Annotated in this window: 26 protein-coding genes; 17 read left to right on the top strand and 9 right to left on the bottom strand. The window is 46.9% G+C overall.

Annotation, left to right across the window (positions count from 1 at the left end; all coding sequences use genetic code 11):
- The first annotated feature begins 18 nt into the window (after positions 1-18).
- The 4 genes from AC1XUF_RS03990 to AC1XUF_RS03975 are packed head-to-tail and all read left to right on the top strand — an operon-like array spanning position 19 to position 4,669.
- Complete coding sequence (locus AC1XUF_RS03990) at positions 19-978, top strand: ABC transporter ATP-binding protein (RefSeq protein WP_483340366.1); 960 nt, start codon at positions 19-21, stop codon at positions 976-978.
- A 32-nt stretch (positions 979-1,010) separates the two neighbouring features.
- Positions 1,011-2,558: an ABC transporter permease/substrate-binding protein gene (locus tag AC1XUF_RS03985; protein WP_483340365.1), complete on the top strand. Its 1,548-nt coding sequence runs from the start codon at positions 1,011-1,013 to the stop codon at positions 2,556-2,558.
- On the top strand, positions 2,539-3,696 hold the full coding sequence (egtB, locus tag AC1XUF_RS03980) for an ergothioneine biosynthesis protein EgtB (RefSeq protein WP_483340364.1): 1,158 nt from the start codon (positions 2,539-2,541) through the stop codon (positions 3,694-3,696). Before AC1XUF_RS03985 ends, egtB begins: the two co-directional genes overlap by 20 nt.
- Positions 3,697-3,715: 19 nt before the next feature.
- Complete coding sequence (locus tag AC1XUF_RS03975; RefSeq protein WP_483340363.1) at positions 3,716-4,669, top strand: L-histidine N(alpha)-methyltransferase; 954 nt, start codon at positions 3,716-3,718, stop codon at positions 4,667-4,669.
- Positions 4,670-4,713: 44 nt separating this feature from the next.
- Here AC1XUF_RS03975 and AC1XUF_RS03970 read toward each other — a convergent pair whose 3' ends face one another.
- Together AC1XUF_RS03970 and AC1XUF_RS03965 are read right to left on the bottom strand one after the other, a co-directional pair.
- On the bottom strand, positions 4,714-5,004 hold the full coding sequence (locus AC1XUF_RS03970; protein ID WP_483340362.1) for a hypothetical protein: 291 nt from the start codon (positions 5,002-5,004) through the stop codon (positions 4,714-4,716).
- Between the two features lie 45 nt (positions 5,005-5,049).
- Positions 5,050-6,003 carry an alpha/beta hydrolase gene (locus tag AC1XUF_RS03965; protein WP_483340361.1) on the bottom strand — a complete coding sequence of 318 codons (954 nt, stop codon included), beginning with the start codon at positions 6,001-6,003 and terminating at the stop codon, positions 5,050-5,052.
- 366 nt (positions 6,004-6,369) lie between these two features.
- Between AC1XUF_RS03965 and AC1XUF_RS03960 the strand changes: the two genes are divergently transcribed.
- Both AC1XUF_RS03960 and AC1XUF_RS03955 read left to right on the top strand, forming a co-directional pair.
- Entirely contained in the window at positions 6,370-6,891 is a 522-nt protein-coding gene (locus tag AC1XUF_RS03960) for a DinB family protein (protein ID WP_483340360.1), read from the top strand.
- A gap of 138 nt (positions 6,892-7,029) precedes the next feature.
- Positions 7,030-7,641 (top strand): hypothetical protein, encoded by a 612-nt coding sequence (locus tag AC1XUF_RS03955; RefSeq protein WP_483340359.1) that lies wholly within the window; start codon positions 7,030-7,032, stop codon positions 7,639-7,641.
- 4 nt (positions 7,642-7,645) lie between these two features.
- Here the strand turns inward: AC1XUF_RS03955 and AC1XUF_RS03950 are convergent, their stop codons facing one another.
- A complete protein-coding gene (locus tag AC1XUF_RS03950) occupies positions 7,646-9,019 on the bottom strand; it encodes a peroxiredoxin family protein (protein WP_483340358.1) in 1,374 nt (457 codons plus the stop codon).
- Between the two features lie 331 nt (positions 9,020-9,350).
- Here AC1XUF_RS03950 and AC1XUF_RS03945 point away from each other — a divergent pair, with 331 nt between their 5' ends.
- From AC1XUF_RS03945 to AC1XUF_RS03930, 4 genes are all read left to right on the top strand, one after another.
- Positions 9,351-9,731, top strand: a complete 381-nt coding sequence (locus AC1XUF_RS03945) for a VOC family protein (RefSeq protein ID WP_483340357.1) — start codon at positions 9,351-9,353, stop codon at positions 9,729-9,731.
- A 29-nt stretch (positions 9,732-9,760) separates the two neighbouring features.
- A complete protein-coding gene (locus AC1XUF_RS03940) occupies positions 9,761-10,255 on the top strand; it encodes a DinB family protein (RefSeq protein ID WP_483340356.1) in 495 nt (164 codons plus the stop codon).
- An 18-nt stretch (positions 10,256-10,273) separates the two neighbouring features.
- Positions 10,274-10,696 (top strand): secondary thiamine-phosphate synthase enzyme YjbQ, encoded by a 423-nt coding sequence (locus tag AC1XUF_RS03935; RefSeq protein ID WP_483340355.1) that lies wholly within the window; start codon positions 10,274-10,276, stop codon positions 10,694-10,696.
- 80 nt (positions 10,697-10,776) lie between these two features.
- Positions 10,777-11,340: a hypothetical protein gene (locus tag AC1XUF_RS03930; protein ID WP_483340354.1), complete on the top strand. Its 564-nt coding sequence runs from the start codon at positions 10,777-10,779 to the stop codon at positions 11,338-11,340.
- A gap of 787 nt (positions 11,341-12,127) precedes the next feature.
- On the opposite strand, the gene AC1XUF_RS03925 is transcribed toward AC1XUF_RS03930, so the two are convergent.
- From AC1XUF_RS03925 to AC1XUF_RS03915, 3 genes are all read right to left on the bottom strand, one after another.
- Positions 12,128-12,259 (bottom strand): hypothetical protein, encoded by a 132-nt coding sequence (locus AC1XUF_RS03925; protein WP_483340353.1) that lies wholly within the window; start codon positions 12,257-12,259, stop codon positions 12,128-12,130.
- Positions 12,260-12,284: 25 nt separating this feature from the next.
- A complete protein-coding gene (locus AC1XUF_RS03920) occupies positions 12,285-12,428 on the bottom strand; it encodes a hypothetical protein (protein WP_483340633.1) in 144 nt (47 codons plus the stop codon).
- Positions 12,429-12,556: 128 nt separating this feature from the next.
- Positions 12,557-12,874, bottom strand: coding sequence for a transposase (locus AC1XUF_RS03915; protein ID WP_483340352.1), 318 nt, complete (start codon positions 12,872-12,874; stop codon positions 12,557-12,559).
- A 296-nt stretch (positions 12,875-13,170) separates the two neighbouring features.
- On the opposite strand from AC1XUF_RS03915, the gene AC1XUF_RS03910 reads away from it, so the two are divergent.
- From AC1XUF_RS03910 to AC1XUF_RS03880, 7 genes are all read left to right on the top strand, one after another.
- The gene (locus tag AC1XUF_RS03910) at positions 13,171-13,623 is read left to right on the top strand and encodes a DUF1579 family protein (protein WP_483340351.1); all 453 of its coding nucleotides are present in this window, start codon (positions 13,171-13,173) and stop codon (positions 13,621-13,623) included.
- A gap of 13 nt (positions 13,624-13,636) precedes the next feature.
- The gene (locus AC1XUF_RS03905; protein WP_483340350.1) at positions 13,637-13,894 is read left to right on the top strand and encodes a hypothetical protein; all 258 of its coding nucleotides are present in this window, start codon (positions 13,637-13,639) and stop codon (positions 13,892-13,894) included.
- Between the two features lie 148 nt (positions 13,895-14,042).
- The gene (locus tag AC1XUF_RS03900; RefSeq protein ID WP_483340349.1) at positions 14,043-14,441 is read left to right on the top strand and encodes a VOC family protein; all 399 of its coding nucleotides are present in this window, start codon (positions 14,043-14,045) and stop codon (positions 14,439-14,441) included.
- A gap of 80 nt (positions 14,442-14,521) precedes the next feature.
- Positions 14,522-14,923, top strand: coding sequence for a DoxX family protein (locus AC1XUF_RS03895; RefSeq protein WP_483340348.1), 402 nt, complete (start codon positions 14,522-14,524; stop codon positions 14,921-14,923).
- Between the two features lie 134 nt (positions 14,924-15,057).
- Positions 15,058-15,591 carry an SRPBCC family protein gene (locus AC1XUF_RS03890; RefSeq protein ID WP_483340347.1) on the top strand — a complete coding sequence of 178 codons (534 nt, stop codon included), beginning with the start codon at positions 15,058-15,060 and terminating at the stop codon, positions 15,589-15,591.
- A 24-nt stretch (positions 15,592-15,615) separates the two neighbouring features.
- Positions 15,616-16,128 (top strand): DinB family protein, encoded by a 513-nt coding sequence (locus tag AC1XUF_RS03885; RefSeq protein WP_483340346.1) that lies wholly within the window; start codon positions 15,616-15,618, stop codon positions 16,126-16,128.
- 50 nt (positions 16,129-16,178) lie between these two features.
- Positions 16,179-16,664, top strand: a complete 486-nt coding sequence (locus AC1XUF_RS03880; RefSeq protein WP_483340345.1) for a TlpA family protein disulfide reductase — start codon at positions 16,179-16,181, stop codon at positions 16,662-16,664.
- Positions 16,665-16,671: 7 nt separating this feature from the next.
- Here AC1XUF_RS03880 and AC1XUF_RS03875 read toward each other — a convergent pair whose 3' ends face one another.
- The 3 genes from AC1XUF_RS03875 to AC1XUF_RS03865 all read right to left on the bottom strand — a co-directional run bounded on the left by AC1XUF_RS03875 (position 16,672) and on the right by AC1XUF_RS03865 (position 23,269).
- Positions 16,672-18,075 carry an enolase C-terminal domain-like protein gene (locus tag AC1XUF_RS03875; protein WP_483340344.1) on the bottom strand — a complete coding sequence of 468 codons (1,404 nt, stop codon included), beginning with the start codon at positions 18,073-18,075 and terminating at the stop codon, positions 16,672-16,674.
- A 137-nt stretch (positions 18,076-18,212) separates the two neighbouring features.
- A complete protein-coding gene (locus AC1XUF_RS03870; RefSeq protein WP_483340343.1) occupies positions 18,213-19,967 on the bottom strand; it encodes a RagB/SusD family nutrient uptake outer membrane protein in 1,755 nt (584 codons plus the stop codon).
- A 17-nt stretch (positions 19,968-19,984) separates the two neighbouring features.
- Positions 19,985-23,269 (bottom strand): SusC/RagA family TonB-linked outer membrane protein, encoded by a 3,285-nt coding sequence (locus tag AC1XUF_RS03865; protein ID WP_483340342.1) that lies wholly within the window; start codon positions 23,267-23,269, stop codon positions 19,985-19,987.
- Positions 23,270-23,439 lie beyond the last annotated feature (170 nt).

The following is a 23,439-nucleotide window of genomic DNA, read 5'->3' as shown; positions in this document are numbered from 1 at the left end:
CAGCAGTAAAATCTCACTATGATCGTTGCCGAGAAAATCAGTAAACATTTCCATGATATCCGGGCTGTCGATGATGTTTCTTTTGAAGTAAAAGAAGGAAAGACGATGGTCCTGCTGGGCACCAGCGGTTGCGGAAAAACAACAACTTTAAAGATGATCAACCGCCTGATCGAAGCTTCCTCGGGTAGCATTACGATCGACGGACGGGACATCTTTCAGGAGAAACCTGAGCGGCTCAGACGTACAATCGGTTACGTTTCCCAAAATAACGGGTTGTTCCCTCATTTTACTGTTTCGGAAAACATTGCGGTTGTTCCTCATTTGCTGGGCTGGGAAAAACTACGGATCAAAGAGCATTCAGAAAAACTGCTGGAACAGCTTAAACTACCTCTGAAAACATTTGGCGAAAAGTATCCGGACGAACTGAGCGGCGGTCAAAAACAGCGCGTAACTGTTGCTCGTGCACTGATCGCGGACCCACCCGTGCTGTTAATGGACGAACCTTTTGGCGCCCTGGACCCGGTATCCCGCGCCAGCATCCGTAAGGAATTCAACCAGCTGCCTGAATTAAAAAAGAAAACCATTATCCTTGTCACGCATGACGTGCAGGAGGCTTTCGAGATGGGCGATAGGATCTGTTTAATGGATAAGGGCCGAATTGTACAATCAGGGAGTGCCAAAGAATTGTTATTTCGCCCTGTCAATGATTTTGTGAGATCCTTTTTTGAAAATCAGCGCCTGTATCTTGAACTGACTGCCTTGAAATTCGACGATATCTGGCAATTCCTGCCGGAAGCAGAGCATCTTTCGAAATTTAACCTGGCTAGCAGCCAGAGTTTATGGGAAGGAATGAAGTTGTTATCCGAAAAAAATGTACAAGAGATCACCGTTACCGACCGCTTGCAAAATACAAGGATACGCTCCGCAACCCAGGAGTCAATCCAGAGTGCTTTTAACTGGATAAAGAAGGAAATCTAATGGAGGAGAACCGTCAAAACTTATGGCAATTTATGGAGCAGCAGTCCGACAAACTGTGGGACCAGACGATTGCGCATATTGGACTGACCTGTATTTCCCTATTGATCGCCGTGATCATTGGATTGCCTTTCGGAATCTGGATCGCACAGAAACGCAAGGCCGCCTGGTTTGTCCTCGGGCTCGCGGGCGTCTTGCAAACCATACCCAGCATTGCGCTGCTGGGTTTTATGATCCCGTTATTGGGAATCGGTTCGCTGCCTGCGATCACGGCCCTTTTTATGTATGCGTTGCTACCGATCATCCGCAACACCTACACCGGAATTATAGGCGTAGACCCGGCGATAACGGAATCAGCCAAGGCAATGGGTATGAACAATTGGCAAGTACTTTTTCGCGTGGAATTGCCCCTGGCCATGCCGGTTATCCTGGCAGGGGTCCGCACCGCTACCGTCATCAATGTCGGCGTGGCCACGCTGGCAGCTTACATTGCGGCGGGTGGCCTGGGAGAATTTATTTTCGGGGGTATTGCTCTGAATAATACCAATATGATCCTTGCGGGCGCTATTCCGGCGGCACTGCTGGCTATTCTCTTTGATTTTTTGCTATCGAAAATTCAGAAGGTCAATTTGAAACGAATGCGAAGGGTGGCTGTGATTTTACCCGGATTACTGCTGGTCATGTCGTCGTTTTATGTGATCCCTCATTCCAAAAGCACACTGCTTGGCGGTTTTACGCCCGAGTTTATGGGCCGCGAGGATGGTTACCTAGGCCTCAAATCCAGATATGGGCTCGCTATCAATACGGTGGTGATCAGCGATGCGGTCATGTACAAAGCGGCATTCGAGGAAAAAATCGACGTGATCAGCGGTTATAGTACAGACGGACGGCTCAAAGCGTACAACCTCGTCACGCTCGACGACGACCGGCTTATTTTTCCTCCCTATTATGCGTCTCCCGTCGTTCGGCAGGATGTGCTCGACAAGTACCCGGAGCTGCAACCTGTGCTAGAACTGCTCTCGGGAACGATCAACGATTCGGTCATGACCGAACTTAATTACCGGGTCGACTACCTCAAACAAGCCCCGGAAAAAGTGGCGCATGATTTTCTGGTTTCCAAAGGTCTTTATAAGAAACCGATGAACGGAAACAAAGGGGTCGTACGTCTTGGATCGAAGATTTTCGCAGAACAATATGTTCTGATCCAGATGTACAAAGAGCTGATCGAAGGCAACACACAATTGAAAACGGTAAGCCAGACCGGGCTGGGGGGAACTAAGATTTGTTTTGACGCACTCACCAACAATGAAATCGATATGTATCCGGAGTACACCGGCACCGGGCTCCTGGTATTGCTCAAACCTTCAAAGCAAACAACGGAGCGGCTTTCCGGTGACCGGGACAAGGTTTTTAACTACGTTAGACAAGCGTTTTTGGAGCAATATAAGCTGCGTTGGCTTAAACCCATCGGCTTCAACAACGCCTATGCCCTGATGATGCGAAAAGAGCAGGCACAATCCTTGAACATTAAAACCATTTCTGATTTAACAACCTATTCATCTAATGAAAACCACCAGCATTAGGGAAGCATATAACAGTGTTAGAAAATATACCGAGTTCATTTGCGAACCCCTCGAAACGGAAGATTACGTCCCCCAGCCCGTTGCTTTTGTAAGTCCTCCAAAGTGGCATCTGGCGCATTCGACCTGGTTTTTTGAGACGTTTATACTCAAAAATTTCCTGCCGGGCTATCAGGTTTACGACCCGGATTTCAGTTACCTGTTCAATAGCTATTACAACAATGTGGGTGAGCGAACGCTACGGACCGACAGGGGAAATGTTACACGGCCGACAACAAAAGCTGTGTATGCTTACCGGCAACATGTGGATCGTTGCATGGACGGGCTGCTGGCGTCGCTCAACGACGGGCAGGCATTGTCGCTCGTGCAGCTCGGCTTGCACCACGAACAGCAGCACCAGGAATTATTGGTCACGGATATCAAATACATACTCGGCCACAACCCATTGTTTCCCGTATACAAAGCCGGCCATAACCTGGTCGATTCTGTGAACGCGGAGCTTGGGTCTTTAAAAATTCCCGGAGGCGTTTACGACATCGGTTTTGCAGGCGAGGGTTTTTGCTTTGATAATGAACTGGGCAGGCACAAGGTATACCTGCACGACTTCGAAATCAGCAAAGCATTGGTTACCAATGAAGAATACCTTGAATTCATGGAAAATGGCGGTTACCAGGATTTCAATCTCTGGCTGGACGAAGGCTGGTCGTGGGTAAACGAGCACGCCGTCAAATCTCCGATGTACTGGCACAAAGTAAATGGCGAATGGTATTATTACACCCTGGATGGACTACAAAAGGTGAACCCAAAGGCCATATTAAGCCATATCAGCTTTTTCGAAGCCTCCGCTTTTGCGCAATGGAAACAAATGCGGCTGCCCACCGAATTTGAGTGGGAAATCGCGTCGGTTCATCTCGATTGGGGTAAACGCTGGGAATGGACCAACAGCGCATACCTGCCTTACCCCGGTTTTGCAAAAGCGCCTGGCGCTGTGGGAGAATACAACGGCAAGTTTATGATCAACCAAATGGTGCTGCGCGGAGCGTCGGTTGGAACCTCTCCCGGGCATAGCCGGAGGACCTATCGTAATTTTTTCCATGCACATGAACGCTGGCAATTTACAGGTATCAGGTTGGTTAAGTAATTGATCTTCAAATTAGCGTATGTCAGACAATACATTTGCAAAGGATATTCACAAAGGCCTCAGCGCACCGGTGAAAAATATTTCTTCTAAATATTTCTACGATGATGTGGGCAGTGTCATTTTTCAGGACATCATGAAAATGCCTGAGTATTACCCTACCGCATGCGAATTTGAAATCCTTTCTTTACAGGGCTATCAGATTATCGAAAAGCTGGGGTTCAATCAGCCATTTAACATCGTAGAATTCGGAGCCGGCGACGGGATTAAGACGCGGCAGTTGCTTAAGAAGCTCCTCGAAAAGGGGGCTGAATTTACCTATGTGCCCATCGATATTTCCAAAAAGGCCATAGAAGAGCTACAGACAGGCATGTTGCAGCATCTGCCCGGCCTTGAAATCAAGCCCATGATCGGGAATTACTTTACGATGATGGAAGAACTTTCCGAATCTCCGGTACCTGCGTTATATCTTTTTTTGGGCGGGAACATCGGTAATTATGAACCGAAGGAAGCAGACCAGCTTCTGGGCGATTTCAGGAACAGTATGAAACCTGGAGACAAGCTACTTACCGGTTTTGACCTGCAAAAAAACCCGGCGACCATCAGATGTGCATACGACGACCCAAAAGGTATTACCAAGGCATTCAACATCAATTTGTTACACCGTATCAACCGGGAGCTTGGCGGGAATTTCAAAACGAGCCAATTTGATTTTTACTCGCATTATAATCCTATAAACGGCGAAGTACGCAGCTATCTGATCAGTCTGGTGCCCCAGAAAGTATTCGTCGGGCAAACCGGCCAGGTCTATTCTTTTGAACGAAACGAACTTATCTGGACTGAACTATCCAAAAAATATACTTTACAGGAAATAGACAATACGGCGGAGAAAAACGGTTTCACGGTCATAGAGCATTTCCTGGATTGTAAGGCCTACTTCACGGATAGTTTGTGGGAAGTTGAAGAGGGAAACTAAGACAGTTATAAACAAAATCCCCCGGGAAGAGGGGGATTTTTCCACTACTTCGAAACGAATTTATTAAAGCGACTTTCTTTACCATCGCTGGTCTCCTCCTGATACAGGAATTGCAGCCCGCTCTCATCGAATTTGTTAAAAAACTCGTCCCAGGTAATTTCTTCCAGCGAATCATCGCCGCTGTATCCCGGAAAATCTATTCGTAAAATGCCGGTATGGTCACTTTTTTTTCCTGTTCCTTTCACGGTAGCAGGCTTACCTCCTCTTTTTTCTACCCAGGCACGGATCTCTTCGTGATCGGTTGTGCTGCTGGTGCTGCTGGTTGTAGTAGCCATGGTTTTCGTTTTTAGTTTGGACAAAAGGCGTAAAAAATTGTGCCGTCAGATCGAATCCATAAACTTTTTAATGTCTCTCTCCCACTCCCGTCTGTACTTCAGCAAATAGTTTTCGTGCCCTGCAAACTTGTAAAGTATCAATCTTTTTTGTCCCGCTAAATTTGCGTAAATGTTGTCGATCTCCTGTCTGCTTACGTTTTTATCCTGCTCGCCGTACAGCAGGAGTACTGGACAGCTGACTTTTTTTGAATATTCTGTCGGATTGTGGCCTAGTGCCCAAAAACCATTCAGAACCCCGCCCCAGAAAACCAAAAGGCCTGCCATTGGAAAAGCGGGCACTTTCATGATTCGAAATCTTGCGCAAGTTGTTTCATACATCGAACCAAATGGGCACTCTAGCATGATTCGCTTAGGTTGCAAATCGTAGTCATTTATCGCTTTCAGAATAGCGACCGCCCCCATCGAAGTCCCAAACAGGTAAATCTTCTTTTCCCCTTTATTGCTCAAATAGTCGTAGGCGGTTTTCACTTCCTGTGCTTCTTTGAATCCCAATGTTGTGCTGTTTCCTTCAGAGCCGCCGCTTCCCATGAAATCAACCAGCATTGTGCTGTAACCGAGTTTCAGAAACTCATCTGATATATCAAGCATCGAGGATTTATGACTTGTATATCCGTGAAAAATGATAACTGTTCCTTTGTTCGTAGGGCCATCCTTTTTGATATGCCAGCATTCTATTTTTCTGTTGCTTTGAAGTCTGACTGTTTCAAACCTGGTGGCTGGTAGCGCATTGTTGGATGGTCGTGGATTACTGATCCCAAAAATCAACACACTCCATTTTACAAATGGCGATAGTTTCTCCGGAGCCTGCGTTTTCTCTCGGTCATCTTCCATAAAGTGGGTGAATTTGTAAGCATGAAAACCTGCCAGAAAATTCACCAGGATGAAAAAGAATGCTGCTACCCATGAAAGCTTTCTGAGAATTCCTTTCGTCTTTTTCAAGTCAGTTTACTTTTAGTTGTGTGAGAACTGGATTGGTAAATTTGAATGGTTATGAAGTTTACATGAAAATCGGTTTCGTTCGTATGAAACCCCCATTTTGTCTGTTCAAAAAACAAACCAAATTCCCCAACGGTCGCATTCAAATGATTATCGGAATGCCTCCGGCATCGTTTGATTGCGCGAATTTCCCGCCACCTGTGTTAGGATATATCAGGACGACGGAGGGAAACCATAAGCACCAGGTTGAAGACCCGACCCATTTAAGATTAAAAAAAGCCGTGTTAAAAATCCTGCTGACATACTGCTGTCACAACGCGGTATTTACTTTGTCATGTAATCAAACTTCAAACAAAAAAGACCTTTGACATGGAAACCAAAAACACTCAGACCACCGAAATCGAAGCTGTTGCGAACGTTATTTCCGCGGAAGCGCTGCTCGAACATTGGCAGGCACATCGCAAGCTCACCCGCAAGGTTATTGAAGCATTTCCTGAAGATCAGTTTTATGGTTTTTCAATTGGCGGTATGCGGACTTTCGCGCAGCTTACTATGGAAATAATCGGACTATCCGCGCCAGGTATCCGCGGCCTCGCACTCGGCGACTGGACATTCACCAATCCCGACCTGAACCATTCAACGCCCGCACCGCCTACCCAGGCGGAAGTACTCAATTTGTGGGACCTTGTAACCGAATACATTGATCTTCTTTGGCCGCAGATTCCCGCCGGACGCTTTTACGAAACTGAAGCGGCGTTTGGGATGTATGAAAACAAGAACTACGCCACAATCCTTTATCTGATCGACAACGAAATTCACCACCGGGCGCAGGGCTATGTTTATCTACGCGCATTGGGCATCGAACCGCCTGCTTTCTGGGATAGATATTGATCAATAGCCATGAAACTCCCCAGGGTCGGAATTGGGAAATGCAGCCAGGCATTCCGGTTCCCGCCCTGGGTTTTATCCCGAATTTTTTTGTGGAATAGTTTTAGTAGGTAACTTCGTCTTAAACTATATCACATGATTATGAAAAATTTCAGCCTGGTATGCATTGTTGCGATTGCCTCCGTTTTATTTTCCACTCGGGTCGATGCCCAGATCAGGCGGCCTGTTCCGACCGGTCAGGTTCCTAAATCCTACTCGGGGCCGCAGAGCAACCCTTATTCAGGATACCAACCCAGGCCCACCGGCCAGATCGCTCCGGCTGCGCCGAGCAATGTGCCAGCACAGCACAACATGCCTGCACAGTCAGCAGTAAACACAACTGTCCAAACTGCAGAGCCGGGGCAAATTCCCAAAGTTACTACAAGCCAGGACCCGATTACCTCTTCTGAAAGGTATAACCCGAGCCAGCCCGGGCAAACCGAAACCATCACGATCCAGGAAACGCAAACTACGCCGGTGCAAGTTTCACAACCTGTCACTACCTATCAGAATCCGTCGGCCACCACTGCGAACCCTGCTCAGCAAACGATTGGAACAGCAGCGGTTCAGTCACAAATAGCTCCAAATCAGCAAAGTAATGCTCAGCAGGTAACGCAACCCCAATCTGCCACATATCAGCGGACCACGACTAAGCAACGAGCAAGTACGCTCCCCGGCACCGTACCTGCCGCGGCGCAAAAGGTAGATCGCTGAGAAACTAAATGATTTTGCCTTTTGAGATTTCCTGAAGTTTGGTTCTTAACCGTTCCCCGCTGAGATTTCTTCCGATCACCTGGCCAGAAGGGCTAACAAGTATGTTGGTGGGGTAACCCTCTATTTTGTAGGTTTCTACGAGCTTATTTACGCTGTCTGACAATATTTGGGGCCACTTTATCTGGGTCTTCTTAAGAAATCTTGCCAAAGCGGCGGGGCGGTCAGCCGCAATCCCGATAAACTCGATTTTGCTTTTATTTATTTCGCTATAGATATCAATCAGCTCAGGCATTTGCTCAACGCAACCTTTGCACCAGGTACCCCAAAAATCGATGAAAAGAAATCTTCCCTGTAAATCATTGCTTGATATTGGTCTGCCGGTAAGAAATTCCTTCGCATTAAATGGCTTAAACAAATAGCCTTTCTGCAACGAATATTCCTGTATTTCTGCAGCTTCGTGTTTGAGCAGAATTGAATTATTTCTCAGGTTGTACCCCAAATTCCTGAATTTCACCTCCTTCAAAATTCCGCCGATTTCCAGAAACTCACTTTTGCTAATTCCTTCCTGGAAATCTGCGCGTTTTCCAGCATTTGTGTCCTCTAGTAAAAAAATCCTTGAATCTGTAAAGTTTGCGCTGGAAAAGTAATTGTTAATTCCGATTTGGTACTTCTTTCCCTTCCAGTATAACGAGGCGCGGCCATACCTTGGGATGCTGTAAAAATAATCCATTCCTTCACCATATTCGGGTGTAAACTTAATCATGATCGGCAGACTGTCTTCAACTACTCTTCCGTCTTTCAAAACCTGGTAATGAACAGTAACAACATTTTTATATGCCCGTAGAGAATCTTTGTTCAGCCTGTCGGCTTTGAAATAGGCGGTATCCGGGTAAAATGGAGTCTCGTCGCTGAAATCCAGGTTATTATTTGTGTCAATCATGAATGAGCCTCTACCTGTCTCATCTATTCCCCGCAAAGTGTAAACGAAGCATTTCAGAGGTTTTTTGGATAACAGCTTTTCGTCCGATATCCACGTCCAGTTTTCTTTCAAACTATTGTAAAACGCCGTGTCAATTTTGCCGGCGTGGTAATTCTGGTACACAAACTGCACTTCGTTTAGCCAAATCATAGACTTCTTTACGCCCTTCCACGCCTTCGGAATACCTTTGACCGCCAAATAGGTATTGCCCCAAGCCGCAAAGTTGGGAGTTCCAGGCTGTTGCTCTTGCGAAAGAAGTGCATAACTACTGCTGAAAGGTCCAAACCCGTTTTCGATCCGCACCGGCAGTTCTATCAGTCTGTCAGACTTTTCTGCATCCTTCTCACAGCAAAGCATGACTGGTAAAAGCATGCAGAGACAAACTATCAAGTTTCTCACGAATCATGAAATTTTAATTTTAAAAGATATACCAAAATAAAAATAGGTCAATTCAGTCGACAATCAAATTCGATGCCTGTATAGCCGATTTCAAATGGCACGATCCCACCCGTTATTTGTCGCATACTCCCACCTTTTAACCGATTTGGGCACATTACCTTTGTCAAGTCAAAATAGAAAAATATGGAGACGTTTTATGTCGTTTTGGTGAATTCGCTCGCAGCTCCGCTGACTAACACTTGTGTGTTTTGCGGCAACTTGCTGGATGTACATTGAAACCAGATCGGCGCATCATAAACCAAACGCAATCAACAACTAAACAACAAAGCTTATGCTCGGACAAGCAAATGCATTTAGCGGGTTTTCGGTGGATAACCTGCAAAAAGCCAGGGAATTCTATGAGGGAATCCTTGGTCTGGCGGTCACAGAGGAAATGGAAGGAGTGGTATTGAGCCTGCACCTGGCAGGTGGTTACACTGTCACGATCTACCAAAAGCCAAACCATGAGCCGGCCACTTTCACGCTCCTTAATTTTAAGGTACCGGATATAGAAAAGGCGGTGAGCGGTTTGAAAGCAAAAGGCGTAAAATTCGAAAGTTACGATATGCCGGGGTTGAAAACAGACGCAGACAATATATCGAGAAGCAACGGGCCGGTTATCGCATGGTTCACAGATCCGGCAGGAAATATTTTGTCTGTCATCCAGGAATAATATTGTCCCATTACTTAAATCTTTGACAAATGGAAAATCCCAATAGCAGCAAAATGTTTGCGATCGTCACGTTGTACGACATGCAGACCGACTTTTTTAAGAAGGCATTGGAAGGAATTTCTGATGAGGACGCACACAAACGATTGGATACCAAGGCTAATCATGTAGCCTGGTTGACAGGAAGCCTTGTTGCGCAACGGTTTTTCTTGGCCAATCAGCTTGAAATAGAGGTAACCATGCAAGCCCATGATCTTTTCAAAAATAACAAAGGTATCCAGGATGGCGCGACCTATCCTTCTTTGGAAGTTTTCCGGAAAGATTGGGAAAGGATCACTCCCCTCCTGAAGACGGCAATTCTGACAATATCCGACGAGCACCTGGACAAACAAATTTCAATGGGCCCTGGAATGACGATGTCTGTTTACGACCTGATCAGCTTTTCTATGTACCGAGAAGCCAATGTCATTGGACAAATTGCGCTTTGGAGGAGACTTCTGGACTATCCGGCGATGAAATACATGTAGTATTGGTACTTTTGCTGAATGAAATTATTCCAGCAAACGATCCAGCTAAGAGAAAGACGAAGAGGGTTTCATCTGGTGACGGGTGAAATCGTTTCTGCATTACCGCAGCTTTCAGGGATACAAACAGGCTTGTGCCAGGTCTTCATTCAGCATACCTCCGCGTCCCTGACCATCAATGAGAATGCGGACCCCACCGTGAGAATGGACTTTGAAATGTATTTCAACAAATCCGTTCCTGAAAATGACCCCGACTATCGGCACGACTACGAAGGTGCGGACGACATGCCGGCTCACCTGAAAGCTGCATTGCTGGGCAGCTCGGTTTTAATTCCTGTCTCAAACGGACGCCTTGCCCTGGGTACCTGGCAGGGTATTTATCTCTGCGAACATCGTGATCACGGCGGGCCCCGAAGGCTGGTCGTTACCGCGTGGGGTAATTAAATGACCGGAGGATAATTTGGTCTTTGCAACTTCTGGGAAGTGCCTTACTTCGCCTTCTCTACTCTACACCAAAGACACTTATGAAATTCTTTCAAAAACTATTTACCTCTTCCTCCAGGACACAAACCAGCCAGGCTGAATATGTTAAAATGATGCAGGTGAAAACGGATATGGTCTGGAGATATCTGGAAGAAACAATCGATTTTTACAATTCAATGGCTTGCCCATGTGCCTTTCCCAGGTTCAGGCAAATCGTCTCCATTGATTGTGTCGATTACCGCAAATCCTTTTATGCAAGTGAAACAGAAGGGTTTATCAGCATAGCCGGCAAACATTTCACGGCAGCTCCAATGACCGGCGAGGAAGTTAACAATAGCTTATGGACATGCAACAAGTGCGGGTCTGCCTACCATTTTGGCTGGTCGGATTTCAGCATCAACGTAAACCGGACGTTCTTGAAGGTGATTGACTTGAAAACAGCAGAAATTGGGGCTGCGCCCAGACTCCCAATTCCCCTGCATGCCGGCCTTTTCGGCCACACCTTTCCCGACCATAGCCATATTCTTCCTGTTGATTTTGACGTGTTTTGCAGCTATATCCGCGAATTAAAAGAACCCAATCCTGACAATTCATACGATCTGTAAAATAGATGCAAAGAAAAGGGCAGCCACTTATGCTAAACTGACACGGCAAGTATCGGGAAGGCGTTTTTAGCGCGTAGTTACCGTGTCGGAAATGACCAGATAAGTTCAGCTCAAAATTTGATTGTTTGTTTGGAAAGATTGTCCCTTGTGCGCTCCGCGGACCGCGGAGCGCATTGTCGTAGTTTGAAGCTACGACCAGTTGACGGCCGTTAACCTTAGTGCTGCAACTTATACAACTTGGGGCAAAAAGTTAACAACGGGCGACTGCCCTAAATGTGGACTTTTTCGCAGAAGATGAAAATCCCTTAGCGTCAATACGCTTAGACCTTCTAATGGTCGGGGTAAACATCTTTAATTTAAAGAGCATGTCGCAACTCCCTAATAGTTCTCGCAGCTAGTTTGAGTCTCTCAGGGTACGGCCAGTACCGGGGTGTGGGTAATTTGGTTTTATCTATCTGCATTTCTCGGGTAACGCAAAAAGTACGCGTTAACTGCATTTTGGAACTCATAAGATTCTTTTATGTAAGTATTACTGTCATATGTAAATTCATAGAGTTTATCTATGGTTTCATCATGCAGGAAATAATTGTCGCCTCCCGCTTTGCTATAAATTTTTATAAATGATGGTAAACTATATATCCACCCCATATAAGGCATATAGTCATCTATCTTAAAATCCTCAATTTCTCTTATAAACGTATAGCCGTACACAATTTTTTTATTTGATAGCTATTATATCCGATCAGACATGGCAAAAAAATGAGCAAACGGCCGATTTACAGGTCAATCATTTGTCTTTGTTCTCCTCTTTCTTTTTCGGCTTAATCGCAGCGGAAACCATATCTTCGCATGCGCCTTTCACGGCCACCTTCGTTTCGTACTTTTCTGCCCTTTTCTTTGACTCTTTTTCTTTTGCCATAGGTCACATTTCTATAACGTCAACATTATCTAAGACGTTTTCCCTCCGCACGTCCTACGGATAATTCAAAGCGAATGGTGTCTTTGATTTTTCTGCTATTGTAACGAAAACCAAATTCATTGCAATATCTGTGTAGATGCTTTGGGCTAACACCGTGATAGATACGAATGATTCCCCTTTTTCAAAAGACTCCGGAAGTTCTCGCTGTTGTTAGTATGGAACTGTCCAATAATATATACGCCGTCCGAGTGGTTAATAATAAGTGAAGGTATTCCTTACCTAGGCCATGATATGATTTTAACCGTCCATGATCAAAGTGGTGACGATTTTTTCAGTCTGCTCTGCATAATCGAATGTAAAACCTCTGCCGTAGTTTCCTTGACAACGTATGTAGATACGTATACCTCCGCGTTCCAAAAGTCCTAGTACAGATGTCTTGTCTTCCTCCCCTTGTTTAATTTTCTTGTTGGCGTGGCGGTTTTTATTCTTTCCGCATTCGTAGGTTTCATCAACTTCAACAGTTCCTTCAAGATGTTCGGGTGCGTTATCTGTCAGCATTTCAAGGATGCGGTGCAGTACAAACCAAGCAGTTTTCTGGGTAAAGGTTAAGGTCACGGCTCAACTGAAAAGAAGAGATTCCCTTTTTGTGAGCGATGCAGAGATACATTGCAGCGAACCAAGTACGCCAAGGCACCTTTGTGTTCTCGAAGATAGTGCTGCTTCAAACTACGGTCGAGCGTAATATGCTCTCCAAACCGCATAGAGCCATAAGCGCCGTGCAATTGTCACAATCCCCCCCTGAGAATGTCGCAAATCACATCTCTTTTTTTGATCCGATCCAGTTTAGTTTGTATGGTTGGAAATGATCGGATGAGATCCATTTTTGATACTGATCTTCCAATACCCAGATTATGAAAAATCAAACTAAGCATCTCGTTCCGGGAATAGAACTCAGGCGGCTCGATGTATTTGTCGGGAAATGGCATACTTCCGGCACGCTCACAGCTGGACCGGATCAGCCCGCTATTCATTTTCATGGCACCGATACGTACGAATGGTTACCCGGTGGTTTCTTTCTTTTTCATCAGGTGGATGTGATGATGGGAAATGAAAGAAAACAAAGTATCGAAGTGATTGGCTACGATCCGCTAAGCGATACTTACCCGATGCAGCATTTCGACGACAAAGGCGAATCAGGTATCATGCATGGTGGTTTTGACGGAGATAACTGGCTGAATCTTTCAGCATGGATGCGTTTCTCGGGACAATTCAGCGCCGGCAACAAAAGGCTGGCTGGAAATTGGGAACACCAAGTCGGCAAAGAATGGACACAATGGATGGAAATGGCTTTGGTAAAATCTTAAAATGTGTCGGGCTATGGTAGAAGTCTTCAAAACCAATATTACCAGACAAAATCAGGCAAAAATGATCATTGAGCTGATCGAGAAAAGTTTTCATGACTATACCGCAACCTTTGATCTTGAAGATTGCGATAAGGTGCTGCGTGTGAAATCCCCAGCGCGGGAAATTTGCGCAAGCAGCCTCATCAGGCTGGTCGGGGATCTTGGTTACCACGCCGAAGTGATGCATGATGAGTCATTTTTAACCCGTTACCTGCCAATACCCTACGAGTAGAAAAAATGAACCTGAAACTCGAAAAGCTGACACAAGTGCAGGTTAGATCGGCCGTACAAAAACCTTTGGAGTAAGAGATTGGACACCTTGGAAAATGCCCTGGCAGAAATGAAATATACTTCCGGAACTTCAACCCAAAAGCGATAAAATGGAAAATTCCCCGGCAAACGGAACCGAAGCCCGGCAACCCACTTTCGGACATGGCAAAATCTGCTACCTCGTAATTCCGGCCCTGGATATTGCGGTATCGGCCGCCTTTTTTGAACGAGTTTTTAAATGGCATGTCAGGACCGACGGTCAAGGGTCCATTGCATTCGACGACGGTGTGGGGCAGGTAAGCGGAACATGGGTTACCCATGTAATTCCAGACCCGAGTCCTTCCATTTCGATCCATATGATGGTCGATAATGCAGAAGAAACATTGGATTTGATCCAGGCGAGTGGCGGCAAAATTGTAACGCCTGTCGGTGCTGACTTTCCCGAGATCACGGCCAAATTCAGTGATCCTGCGGGCAATGTTTTTGGCATCTATCAACATCGTGGCTAACTATTTGAATCATTGGCAGACGTATATGATTTACCGGCAATTTATCCCAGTTCTTTGTTCAACTTACCTCCATACTTAAAATGAAAAAAACCAATATTATTTACTGGATCCTCACAGGCCTGCTCGCCGCCATGCTTGGAATTGGTTCTGTGTTCGACGCTATGTCGGCTCCCGAGGCGATAGAACATATTACACGGATCGGCTATCCTACCTACCTGGTGCCATTTCTGGGTATCATGAAATTGCTCGGTATCATCGCAATCCTGGTGCCGGGCTATCCAAGAATCAAAGAATGGGCCTATGCCGGGCTTACCTATGATGTGTTCGGCGCATTGTATTCGCACATCGCTTTCGGGGACGGCGTGCAAATGTGGGGCGGGCTGATCGTAGGCCTTGCGTTAATTGCAGCTTCTTATTTTTACTATCATAAAAAGGAGAGCCCAGTCCGCGAGCCTGCTTCTCAGTTGCCCGGAAGAGCCTAAAAATACCTTGCACGAACCAGGGTATTTTTTGTCGCGTTCAGCCCTTTTTTTGACATGTTTGCACCCCTTTTTTTGAAACAAAAGGTGCTAGGTTTGTCACTTCTTACCAATGGCCAGTTAATCGTATCGAAACCATGTTAATCGTCAAAATCATTCTTTTTGTCATCGCTGGACTCATTGTTCTGCTCCTTCTGGTCGCACTTTTCGTAAAAAAGAACTATTTCATCAAGAGGGAAATTGTCATCAGCAGGCCAAATCAAGCTGTTTTTGACTACGTAAGGTATCTGAAAAACCAGGATCAGTTTAACAAATGGGTCATGGCTGACCCTGGTGCGTCCAAACAATATAAAGGGACGGACGGGACGGTCGGCTTTACTTACGCCTGGGACAGCAAGAATAAAAATGTAGGAAAAGGGGAACAGGAAATTACGAGTATCACAGAAGGTCAAAAAGTAAACATCGAAATCCGCTTTATCAAACCGTTTGAAGGTACTGGCCTTGCCGAAATCGCCACGGAAACGCATGGGCCTGACCAGACCAGAGTGCATTGGCAAATGGCTGGAAGAAGTAAGTACCCTATGAACATTTCCAATTTATTCATCGAGAAAATCCTGGGAAGCGACCTGGAGACCAGCCTGTCGACTTTAAAAAATATCCTTGAAAAATAAGTCACTTCGTCAACCAAACTAAAAATGATGGAAACCTCAGAACTGCTGAGCCAACTCGAGCGCACCACTGCTGATTTCCTGACCGCAATCCAGTCGTTTGATTCTAGCCAAATCAATACCATTCCTTTCAATGGAAGCTGGACCGCCGGACAGGTCGTCGAGCACGTCCTGAAATCTGAAAACGGCCTGCCGCACGTATTACTGGGTGAAACAACGCCAACTGACCGCCGGGCTGATGAAAAAGTGCTTATTATCGAGGGTATCTTCCTGAATTTTAAGACCAAACTGAAATCGCCCCAATTTATCATCCCTTCTGAGGGCCCTCACGAAAAGGCCGATCTGCTCAGCAGGTTTAAAGCAAAACGGGAAGAAATAGCAAAAATCGCGGCGACAGAAGATCTAACACCGACATGCCTGAATTTTCCTTTGCCGCAACTCGGCACGCTGACCCGCTGGGAATGGCTCAAATTTATCATCAGCCATTCAACAAGACATACGCGGCAATTGCAGAACATTTTGGAGAAAGTCGGAGGCTAGCATTTCAAAAGATAATATCTTGCAATATTTAATTTCAGATACTTCAAGATATGGTCCGTAGATTATCAATTGTTCTTTTATTGGTTACCGCAATTTTTAATTGCTATTCTCAGGGAGCCGCCGCCGCGAAAAAAATAGCCCCGTTTTCGATGAGGCTCACGAACGGACAGCAATACAACTATTCACAGCTCGCCGCGGGACCGGTAGTGCTGATTTACTTTTCGCCTGACTGCGAACACTGCCAGGATTTTACTAAAGACCTTGTCAAAAATTACAGCGTAGTAGCCAATAAACAGGTGGTGATGGTCACTTTTCAAGCGATGGACATGCTGAAACCATTTGTGACCCAGTACGGGTTAAATTCTTACTCCAACTTCAAGGTCGGGACGGAAGGAACATCTTATGTGGTCCAGAAATATTACCAGATCCGTTCCTTCCCGTACATCGCGATTTATGACAAAAGCGGCAAACTGGTCAAAACCTTCGAAGGCGAACAGCCTCATGCGGAGATTTTCAAGACGCTGAAACAGATTTAACCGGGCGTCAGCTTTTGAAAAAAGCTTCATAATGGGCGGAGGGAGCAAATATCCCTCCGCTTTCTTTATAAAAAGATTGATCTGTCTGATAGACCCCCTTTTGCGTTTTTACCCAGCTGCCGTTTGCCATTGGGTGGTAGGTCATGAGCTTGTCCCAGTTTTTGTAATACTGATGCCCGTTTGTTTCCTGCAACCCCACAGACATTCCGGGGAATGGCTGCAAGCGGGCTGCCACATTTTTATTCCAATCCACCAGTATCGGGTTGACAGTCAGGTCGGCACAAAAACAGGGGACTTGTTTCTCGTAAGCCAGCTGCGTAATTTTCATGGTCATGCTCAGCGTTTTTGCAATGGCTTTCACGGCGATCGCGGAGTAGCCCAGCTCAATCCGGTGCGCTGCGTCCTCTACTGTGTGTGCACTTTCGTCTGCCGCCACCCTTACGCCCACATCCCCCACATAAGCCTCGTTATTTTCTTCAAAGGGTTCCTCAATGACCGCTATCTGATCAAACGCACCTATTTTTTTAGCATGGTCGAGAAAACGCAGCAGCGTTTCCTTTTTCTCATACCTGCCATTCATATCAAAGTAATAAGGAATCTTTCCGCTTTGGGTGTAGGGCGTTTCGTAATGCCCGATGGTTTTGTGCAGCGACGTCAAAAAAGCAATGTCCTTCTCGATCATTTCCTGCTGTGTCCCTGCGGCCCCGGTTTTCAGTTTTAAAATAAAGTAACCCCCATCTGCAGCCTGCTTAATCCTTTCTGCACTGGTACCGACGCTGAAAGACGGGATACTGGCGACTTTCTCGTGGCGATAAGACAAGCCCGGCTTGTAGGCAGCCGGGACCATGTCGTCAAATTGCTTGATGTTGTTCTCCTGCGCATATAACAGCCAGGCTGCGTTATCCACACATACCAGCGCATTGAGCGCGAATGTTTTACGCAAATCACTATTCCCGGTTATCTTTTTTCCATAAGCCAGTACCTCCGGCAAAAGGTCGTCCAGTAACTGAACAGGATCGGTGAAGGTTGTGTCTTTCAGCATTTGTAAGGCCCTTTCGCTCATCGCATACATCAATGCATTTCCGGCGCTTTCGGAATGGGCCGCAAAAACTTTTGAATCCGACCAGAGCACCCCCTGCGTGCCCAAGCCTATCTTCCTGGTCCCCGATTCCGATTCAAGCATGGCGATACCCTGCCAGCTATCGGTGATCGCACTGCCTTTGAAACGATATGGATTTAGCGGCTCACGCTCAAAATTAGAATTGACCCGGGCGATCTTTATTTTCTTCATAGGTGGGGAAAAAGGCAGCTGCAAACCTGAGAAATCCACACCTGCGCCTGCCAGTGCAACCATGCCTGCTTTCTGCAAAAATGCACGACGGTTCATATTTTCCAGGTTTTCAATCACCATTGATGTGTTGATTAATCCCTTTTACAAAGGCGAAGCTGCCTTCTTGCTACCCGTCACGCAAAAAAATCAGTTGGTCTCACACGAAACCAACTGATCCGACCTACTATGAGAATTTAACTAAATCTAAACCGACGTTCTTACTGATAACCAGGATTTTGCTTCAATGTAGGTTTGCCGTTCACGGTGCTGATGTCGATTTGCGTCTGCGGGATCGGATAATATTCATTCTTGTTGGGAATAAATTTCATTCCTGTTACCTCGGTTACCTTGGTGACTTCATAAGCGTAATAAGCATTCAGGAAACTATTTGCCAATCCCCAGCGCACCAGGTCGAAGAAGCGGTGGCCCTGCATGGCAAGCTCTATTTTTCTTTCGAAATAAATCGCCTTCAGCGCGAAATCTCTGCCCCCGGATTTGAAACTCCCGGCTGGGTATTCGGAGATCAGGTAGTTCGCCGCAGGCATTGCCGAAAAGCCGAGTTCAGGTTTTGTATCGTCTTTGTATTTATATAAAAACCCTTGTGGATTGGCCGCCCTTGCCCTTACTCGGTTCACGTAAGTTTGTGCCATATCCAGGTTGCCCAGTTGCGCCTCGGCCTCCGATGCCAGCAAAAGCACATCCGCAAAACTGATCACATTGTAATTGATGGCGGAGCCGGGCGCCCAGGCCGTCCCGTCGTAATAAAGACTTTTGGTTGCGTTCCAATAGATATTTTTCAGGTTCACATAAGGCCCTGTAGCCACAGAATTGCGGATCCAGTTGTTGCCCGGCATCAATCCCCAGTCTTTGAAAGGGATACCTCTTCTCCCCGCCGTCCAGTCCAGGCGCGGGTCTACAGTTCCGGCGTCAGGCGTAAACGGCTGACTGGAAAGCATGCCGATATCATTTTTGATTTCGTACTTGTTGTAATCATCCAGATAAGGGAGCCCGGTGGCCGGGTTCGTACGGAACGAATTGACCAGATCTACCGAAGGCAAAAAGTTTCCGCAGCAGCCGAACGGACTATTGATCGGAAAGTTCAGCATGCTTCCCTGATTCGCCGTGGCAATCGTACCATTGCCCACATTGGCCGACATATCAATAGAAAAAAGGGCTTCCGGGCTATCCAGTTCTTTCTCTGGTCGTTGGTTGTCTTCAAATTGCGGGTTCAGGCCCACTTTTGCGCCCCGGCTTGTGATTCCGCCGGTGATCACGAGGTCAAAATTTGTTTTTGCCTCCGCGTATTTTTTCTGATACAAATAAACTTTGCCCAGATAGGCCCGTGCGGCTGTCTTATTGGCCCTGCCAGCCTCAGGCTGGGTTTCCGATACGTGATCAATCGCGAACTGGAAGTCCTCTTCAATCCTGGACCAGATGTCCTTGTCATTAGGCTGTTTGAAATCCGTGGTAGTTTCGTCGATCCAGGGAACCATGTTGTACATGCGTTTTAGTTCAAAATAATAATGGCCTCTCAGAAAACGGGCCTGCCCGATGACGTTTTGAAGCTCAGCGTCTGTCAGCCCTGTCGTTTTCGCCGCGACACGCAACACCGCATTACAACGGCTCACGCCGGCATAGGAGGCTTTCCATCGTTCGTTCAGGAATTCATTGATCGGCTCCACACTGGTAGAAAGCGGCATAGCATGCGACTCGCCTCCATAACCGCTGCCATAAATGGCGTTGTCGGGGCCCACTGCCCAGGCCGTGCCGCCATTGATGTTCAACCCATAGTTGCCCTGCCCGTCCAGCGCTGCATAAGCACCTATCAACAAGGAGTTTACACCTTCTTTTGTAGCCAGCAGCTCTTCTCCCAAAGCACCCTGCGGCGTATAGTCCAGGAATTCTTCTTTACAGGATTGGAGTGAAACGGCTATCGCCATGCACGCCAACAGAAGTTTTTTATATGCGTTCATATCTGTATTGGTGATGATTAAAAACTCAATTGGGCTCCTACCAAAAACTGACGGTCGTTGGGGTACATCGCCTTATCGACACCGAAACTGGTGGCCGTACCACCAATTTCCGGGTCAAGGCCCGTGTATTTGGTAAGTGTAAATACATTGGCCGCCTGGACGTAAACGCGCAGACTGGACACCCCCGCTTTGGACAACAGCCCGGCTGGCACATGGTAGCCGAGCTGGATGTTTTTCAGTTTCAGGTAAGATCCGTCTTCGATGTAATAAGACGTCGGCGACCCGTTAGTAGCGGCGGTAAGCTTGGTTTCCTGGATAGCCACCTTGGCATTCTTGTGTTCAGGGGTCCATGAATCATACAAGGCTGTTTTACTTTTGGCCTGCACGTATGACGCGTAAAAATCGGTGGTAAACTTGTTCTGGTTCCAGATCTCATTGCCCTGAACACCATAGAAGAACATGCTCAGATCAAAGTGTTTGTAAGTAAGGCCTAAGTTCAGGCCGTAATTGAAATCGGGGTTGGGGTTTCCAAGAAAAACCCGGTCGTCGGCCGTGATGCGGCCGTCGCCGTTCGCATCCTGAAAACGGAACCGTCCCAAAGCCTGGTCGGTCTGGTAAACCGTGGCAGGATCACCGGTAACCTGGCGCGCTTGCTCATTGGCGGCGTCCAGTTCCTGAGTGGTGTTCCAGAATCCGATGATCTTGTATCCATAAAAAGCGCCGATCGGATGGCCTACCTCGTTTCGTACAAAATTGATCCCGTTTAAAGCGCGGCCTGTCGAGAAGAAATAATTGGTGTTGTCGGTAACACGCGTCACTTTGTTTTTGTACGAGGTAAAGGTGGCGCCAACGTTCAGTTTCAGATCCGGGCCAAGATTTTTATGGGCATTGATAGAAAGGTCGATCCCCCGGTTGGTAGTCCCTGCGATGTTGACGAACGGTACTGTTCCCGGGCCCTGTGTTCCAGGAACGGCCGGATTGTAAAGCAGATCCTTAATGTCCTTTCTGAAATAATCGACCGACACATCCAAAGCCCCCGCAAGGAAAGTGGCGTCCAAACCAATGTTCGCATTGATATTACGCTCCCATTTGGCATCGGGGTTACCGATCTGGCCAACCTGGAATCCCGGCTGGTTGGAATTGTTGGTCCGCCCAATGTCGTAGTAAGATGCCGCTTTGTCCATCACAAAAGTGTAATAACCATTATTAGCATTGACATTAAGCTGATTACCCATTACACCCCAGCTTCCTCTCAGTTTCAGGTCTCCGAGCCATTTGACGCCCCCCATGAATTTTTCTTCCGAAATGCGCCAGCCCGCACTGAGCGACGGAAACCAGCCATACTGATAGGTCACAAATTTCGAAGAACCATCGCGGCGAATGGTGGCGCTCAGGAGGTACTTATCCCTGAATGCATAGTCCAGGCGGCCAAACTGCGAATTCAACGACTCAAAACTTCTGCCGCTATAATTGCTCTGGATGCCCGAACCAGTCGACAAGGTGGTGTAATTGGGATCGAAAGTGTAATAGTCCCGCGTGCTGCCTCCCAGGTTTTCATAATAGGATTTATAGGCTTCATTACCCAGGATCACGGTCAGGTCGTGGTGCGCCAAAAACGTCTTATGAAAGTTGACCGTGTTCGTCCAGGTCCATGCATATCCGCCCGAGGAACTCTGGGAATAGGCATTGTATTTGGTATTTTCATTGTTTTCATAAGTCGGGTAAACAAAAGAGCGCGCAGTGCCCGAATACATTTCACCTCCGAAATTGGTGCGGAAAGTAAAATCTTTAAAGAGGTCCACCTCTGCGAACATATTACCAAAAAGCCTGTTGCCCAGGTTGCGATTGTCGCGGAGCCTGTCGAGCATCCCAACTGGATTATTGCCATTGTACCCTGTTCCAAAAATGCCCGCATAGTTTCCTTTGATATCATAAACCGGGAAAATCGGGGACAATTGAGAGGTGTAGTAGATCACATTGTTGTCCGACAGCTCGCTTACCTGGGGGTTACTGCTGATAGTATACGTCAGGTTTTCTCCAATCCTGATGTGTTTGTTCACGTGAAAAAGTGTATTGGCCCGCAGGTTGTACCTTTTCAGATAAGTGGTCTGCAATGTGCCCTGCTGGTTCAGGTAATTGAGGGATATCAGGTAATTTCCTTTATCCGTTCCACCGCTTACCGACAGGTTATGGCTGCTGTTCATGGCCGGTTTGAACACTTCGTGAAACCAGTCCGTGCCTGCTTTATTAGCCTTGATAATCCTGTAAAACCGATTGTAATCGTCGTCGGTCTTAAAATTGGGATTCACGTAATATTTTGCGGGGTCCACAGCCGGGTCGCCTTCCATTTTTCCCAAGGGATAAATGTAATCCGGGATAACCGGCGTGGGGCCTGAGCCGTAAATCGGGTCATTGATCGGCAGACCTGAATTCTTGTTGGCGATCCAGCGCAGGTTGGCCTCTTCTGTTGGATTGAGCAAATTCCATACGTTACCGGATTTTGGGATCTGCACGCCATAGTAAGTATCGTACTGGACAGAGACTTTTCCTGTCCCTCTTTTAGTGGTAATAATGATCACCCCATTGGAAGCCCTCGAACCGTAAATGGATGCCGCCCCAGCATCTTTTAAAACTTGGATAGACGCTATGTCGTTGGGATTGAGGTTGGTGCTGTTCTGCGTCGGCACACCGTCGACCACGTACAGCGGGGTGTTGTTGCCAAAAGTGTTGATACCCCGGATACGGACCTGCGGTTCGGCGCCTGGTTGCCCGGAAGAAATGACCGTCACGCCCGCTGCCTGCCCCTGCAGCAAATTGGACACCAACCCGGTTGGCTGTTTAGTCATATCCTTCACATTCACCACTGCTACCGAGCCGGTGATGTCCTTTTTCTTCTGACTGCTGTACGCGGTCACGACCACTTCGTTCAGGATTTTCGTATCGGGCATCAGCTGAACGTTGATCTCCGACCGGTTGCCAACGACAACTTCCTGCGACAAATAACCGATAAAAGAGTACGTCAGCGTGCCCCCATCCGGAACAGTAATCCGGTAATTTCCGTCCGGGTCTGTTGTGGTGCCCACAGACGTCCCCTTCAAAATAACGTTCACGCCTACAAGCGGTTCGTTTCGATCCGACAATACCTTGCCGCGTACGTCGGTCTCGGCGAATCCGCCCGACCGGTTTTCCTTCACAACCGATGCCAATGTGCTTGAGGCTATCGCATCGGTATCCCAGCCGAGGATGGCCACAAGCGCCAGACAACAGGAATACCTGCTAAGTGAGTAGTTTTTTATGAGCATAAATAAACAGCATTTGAGACTTGCTCATGATGGCAAATCCGGTGAAAACTAAACTACGATTGGTGAGATGATTGCACAAAATCAAGATCCGGCCGGAATCGCTATTGTGTCAATTGCACACTTTTGAAGTAAGATGAATTATTATTTAACTATCTGCTAATAAAACAGTT

This window comes from Dyadobacter sp. HNCC25DJ185 (assembly GCF_056895195.1).
Note: the sequence above shows the minus strand (reverse complement) of the source record. Positions and strands in the feature narration are given on the sequence as shown.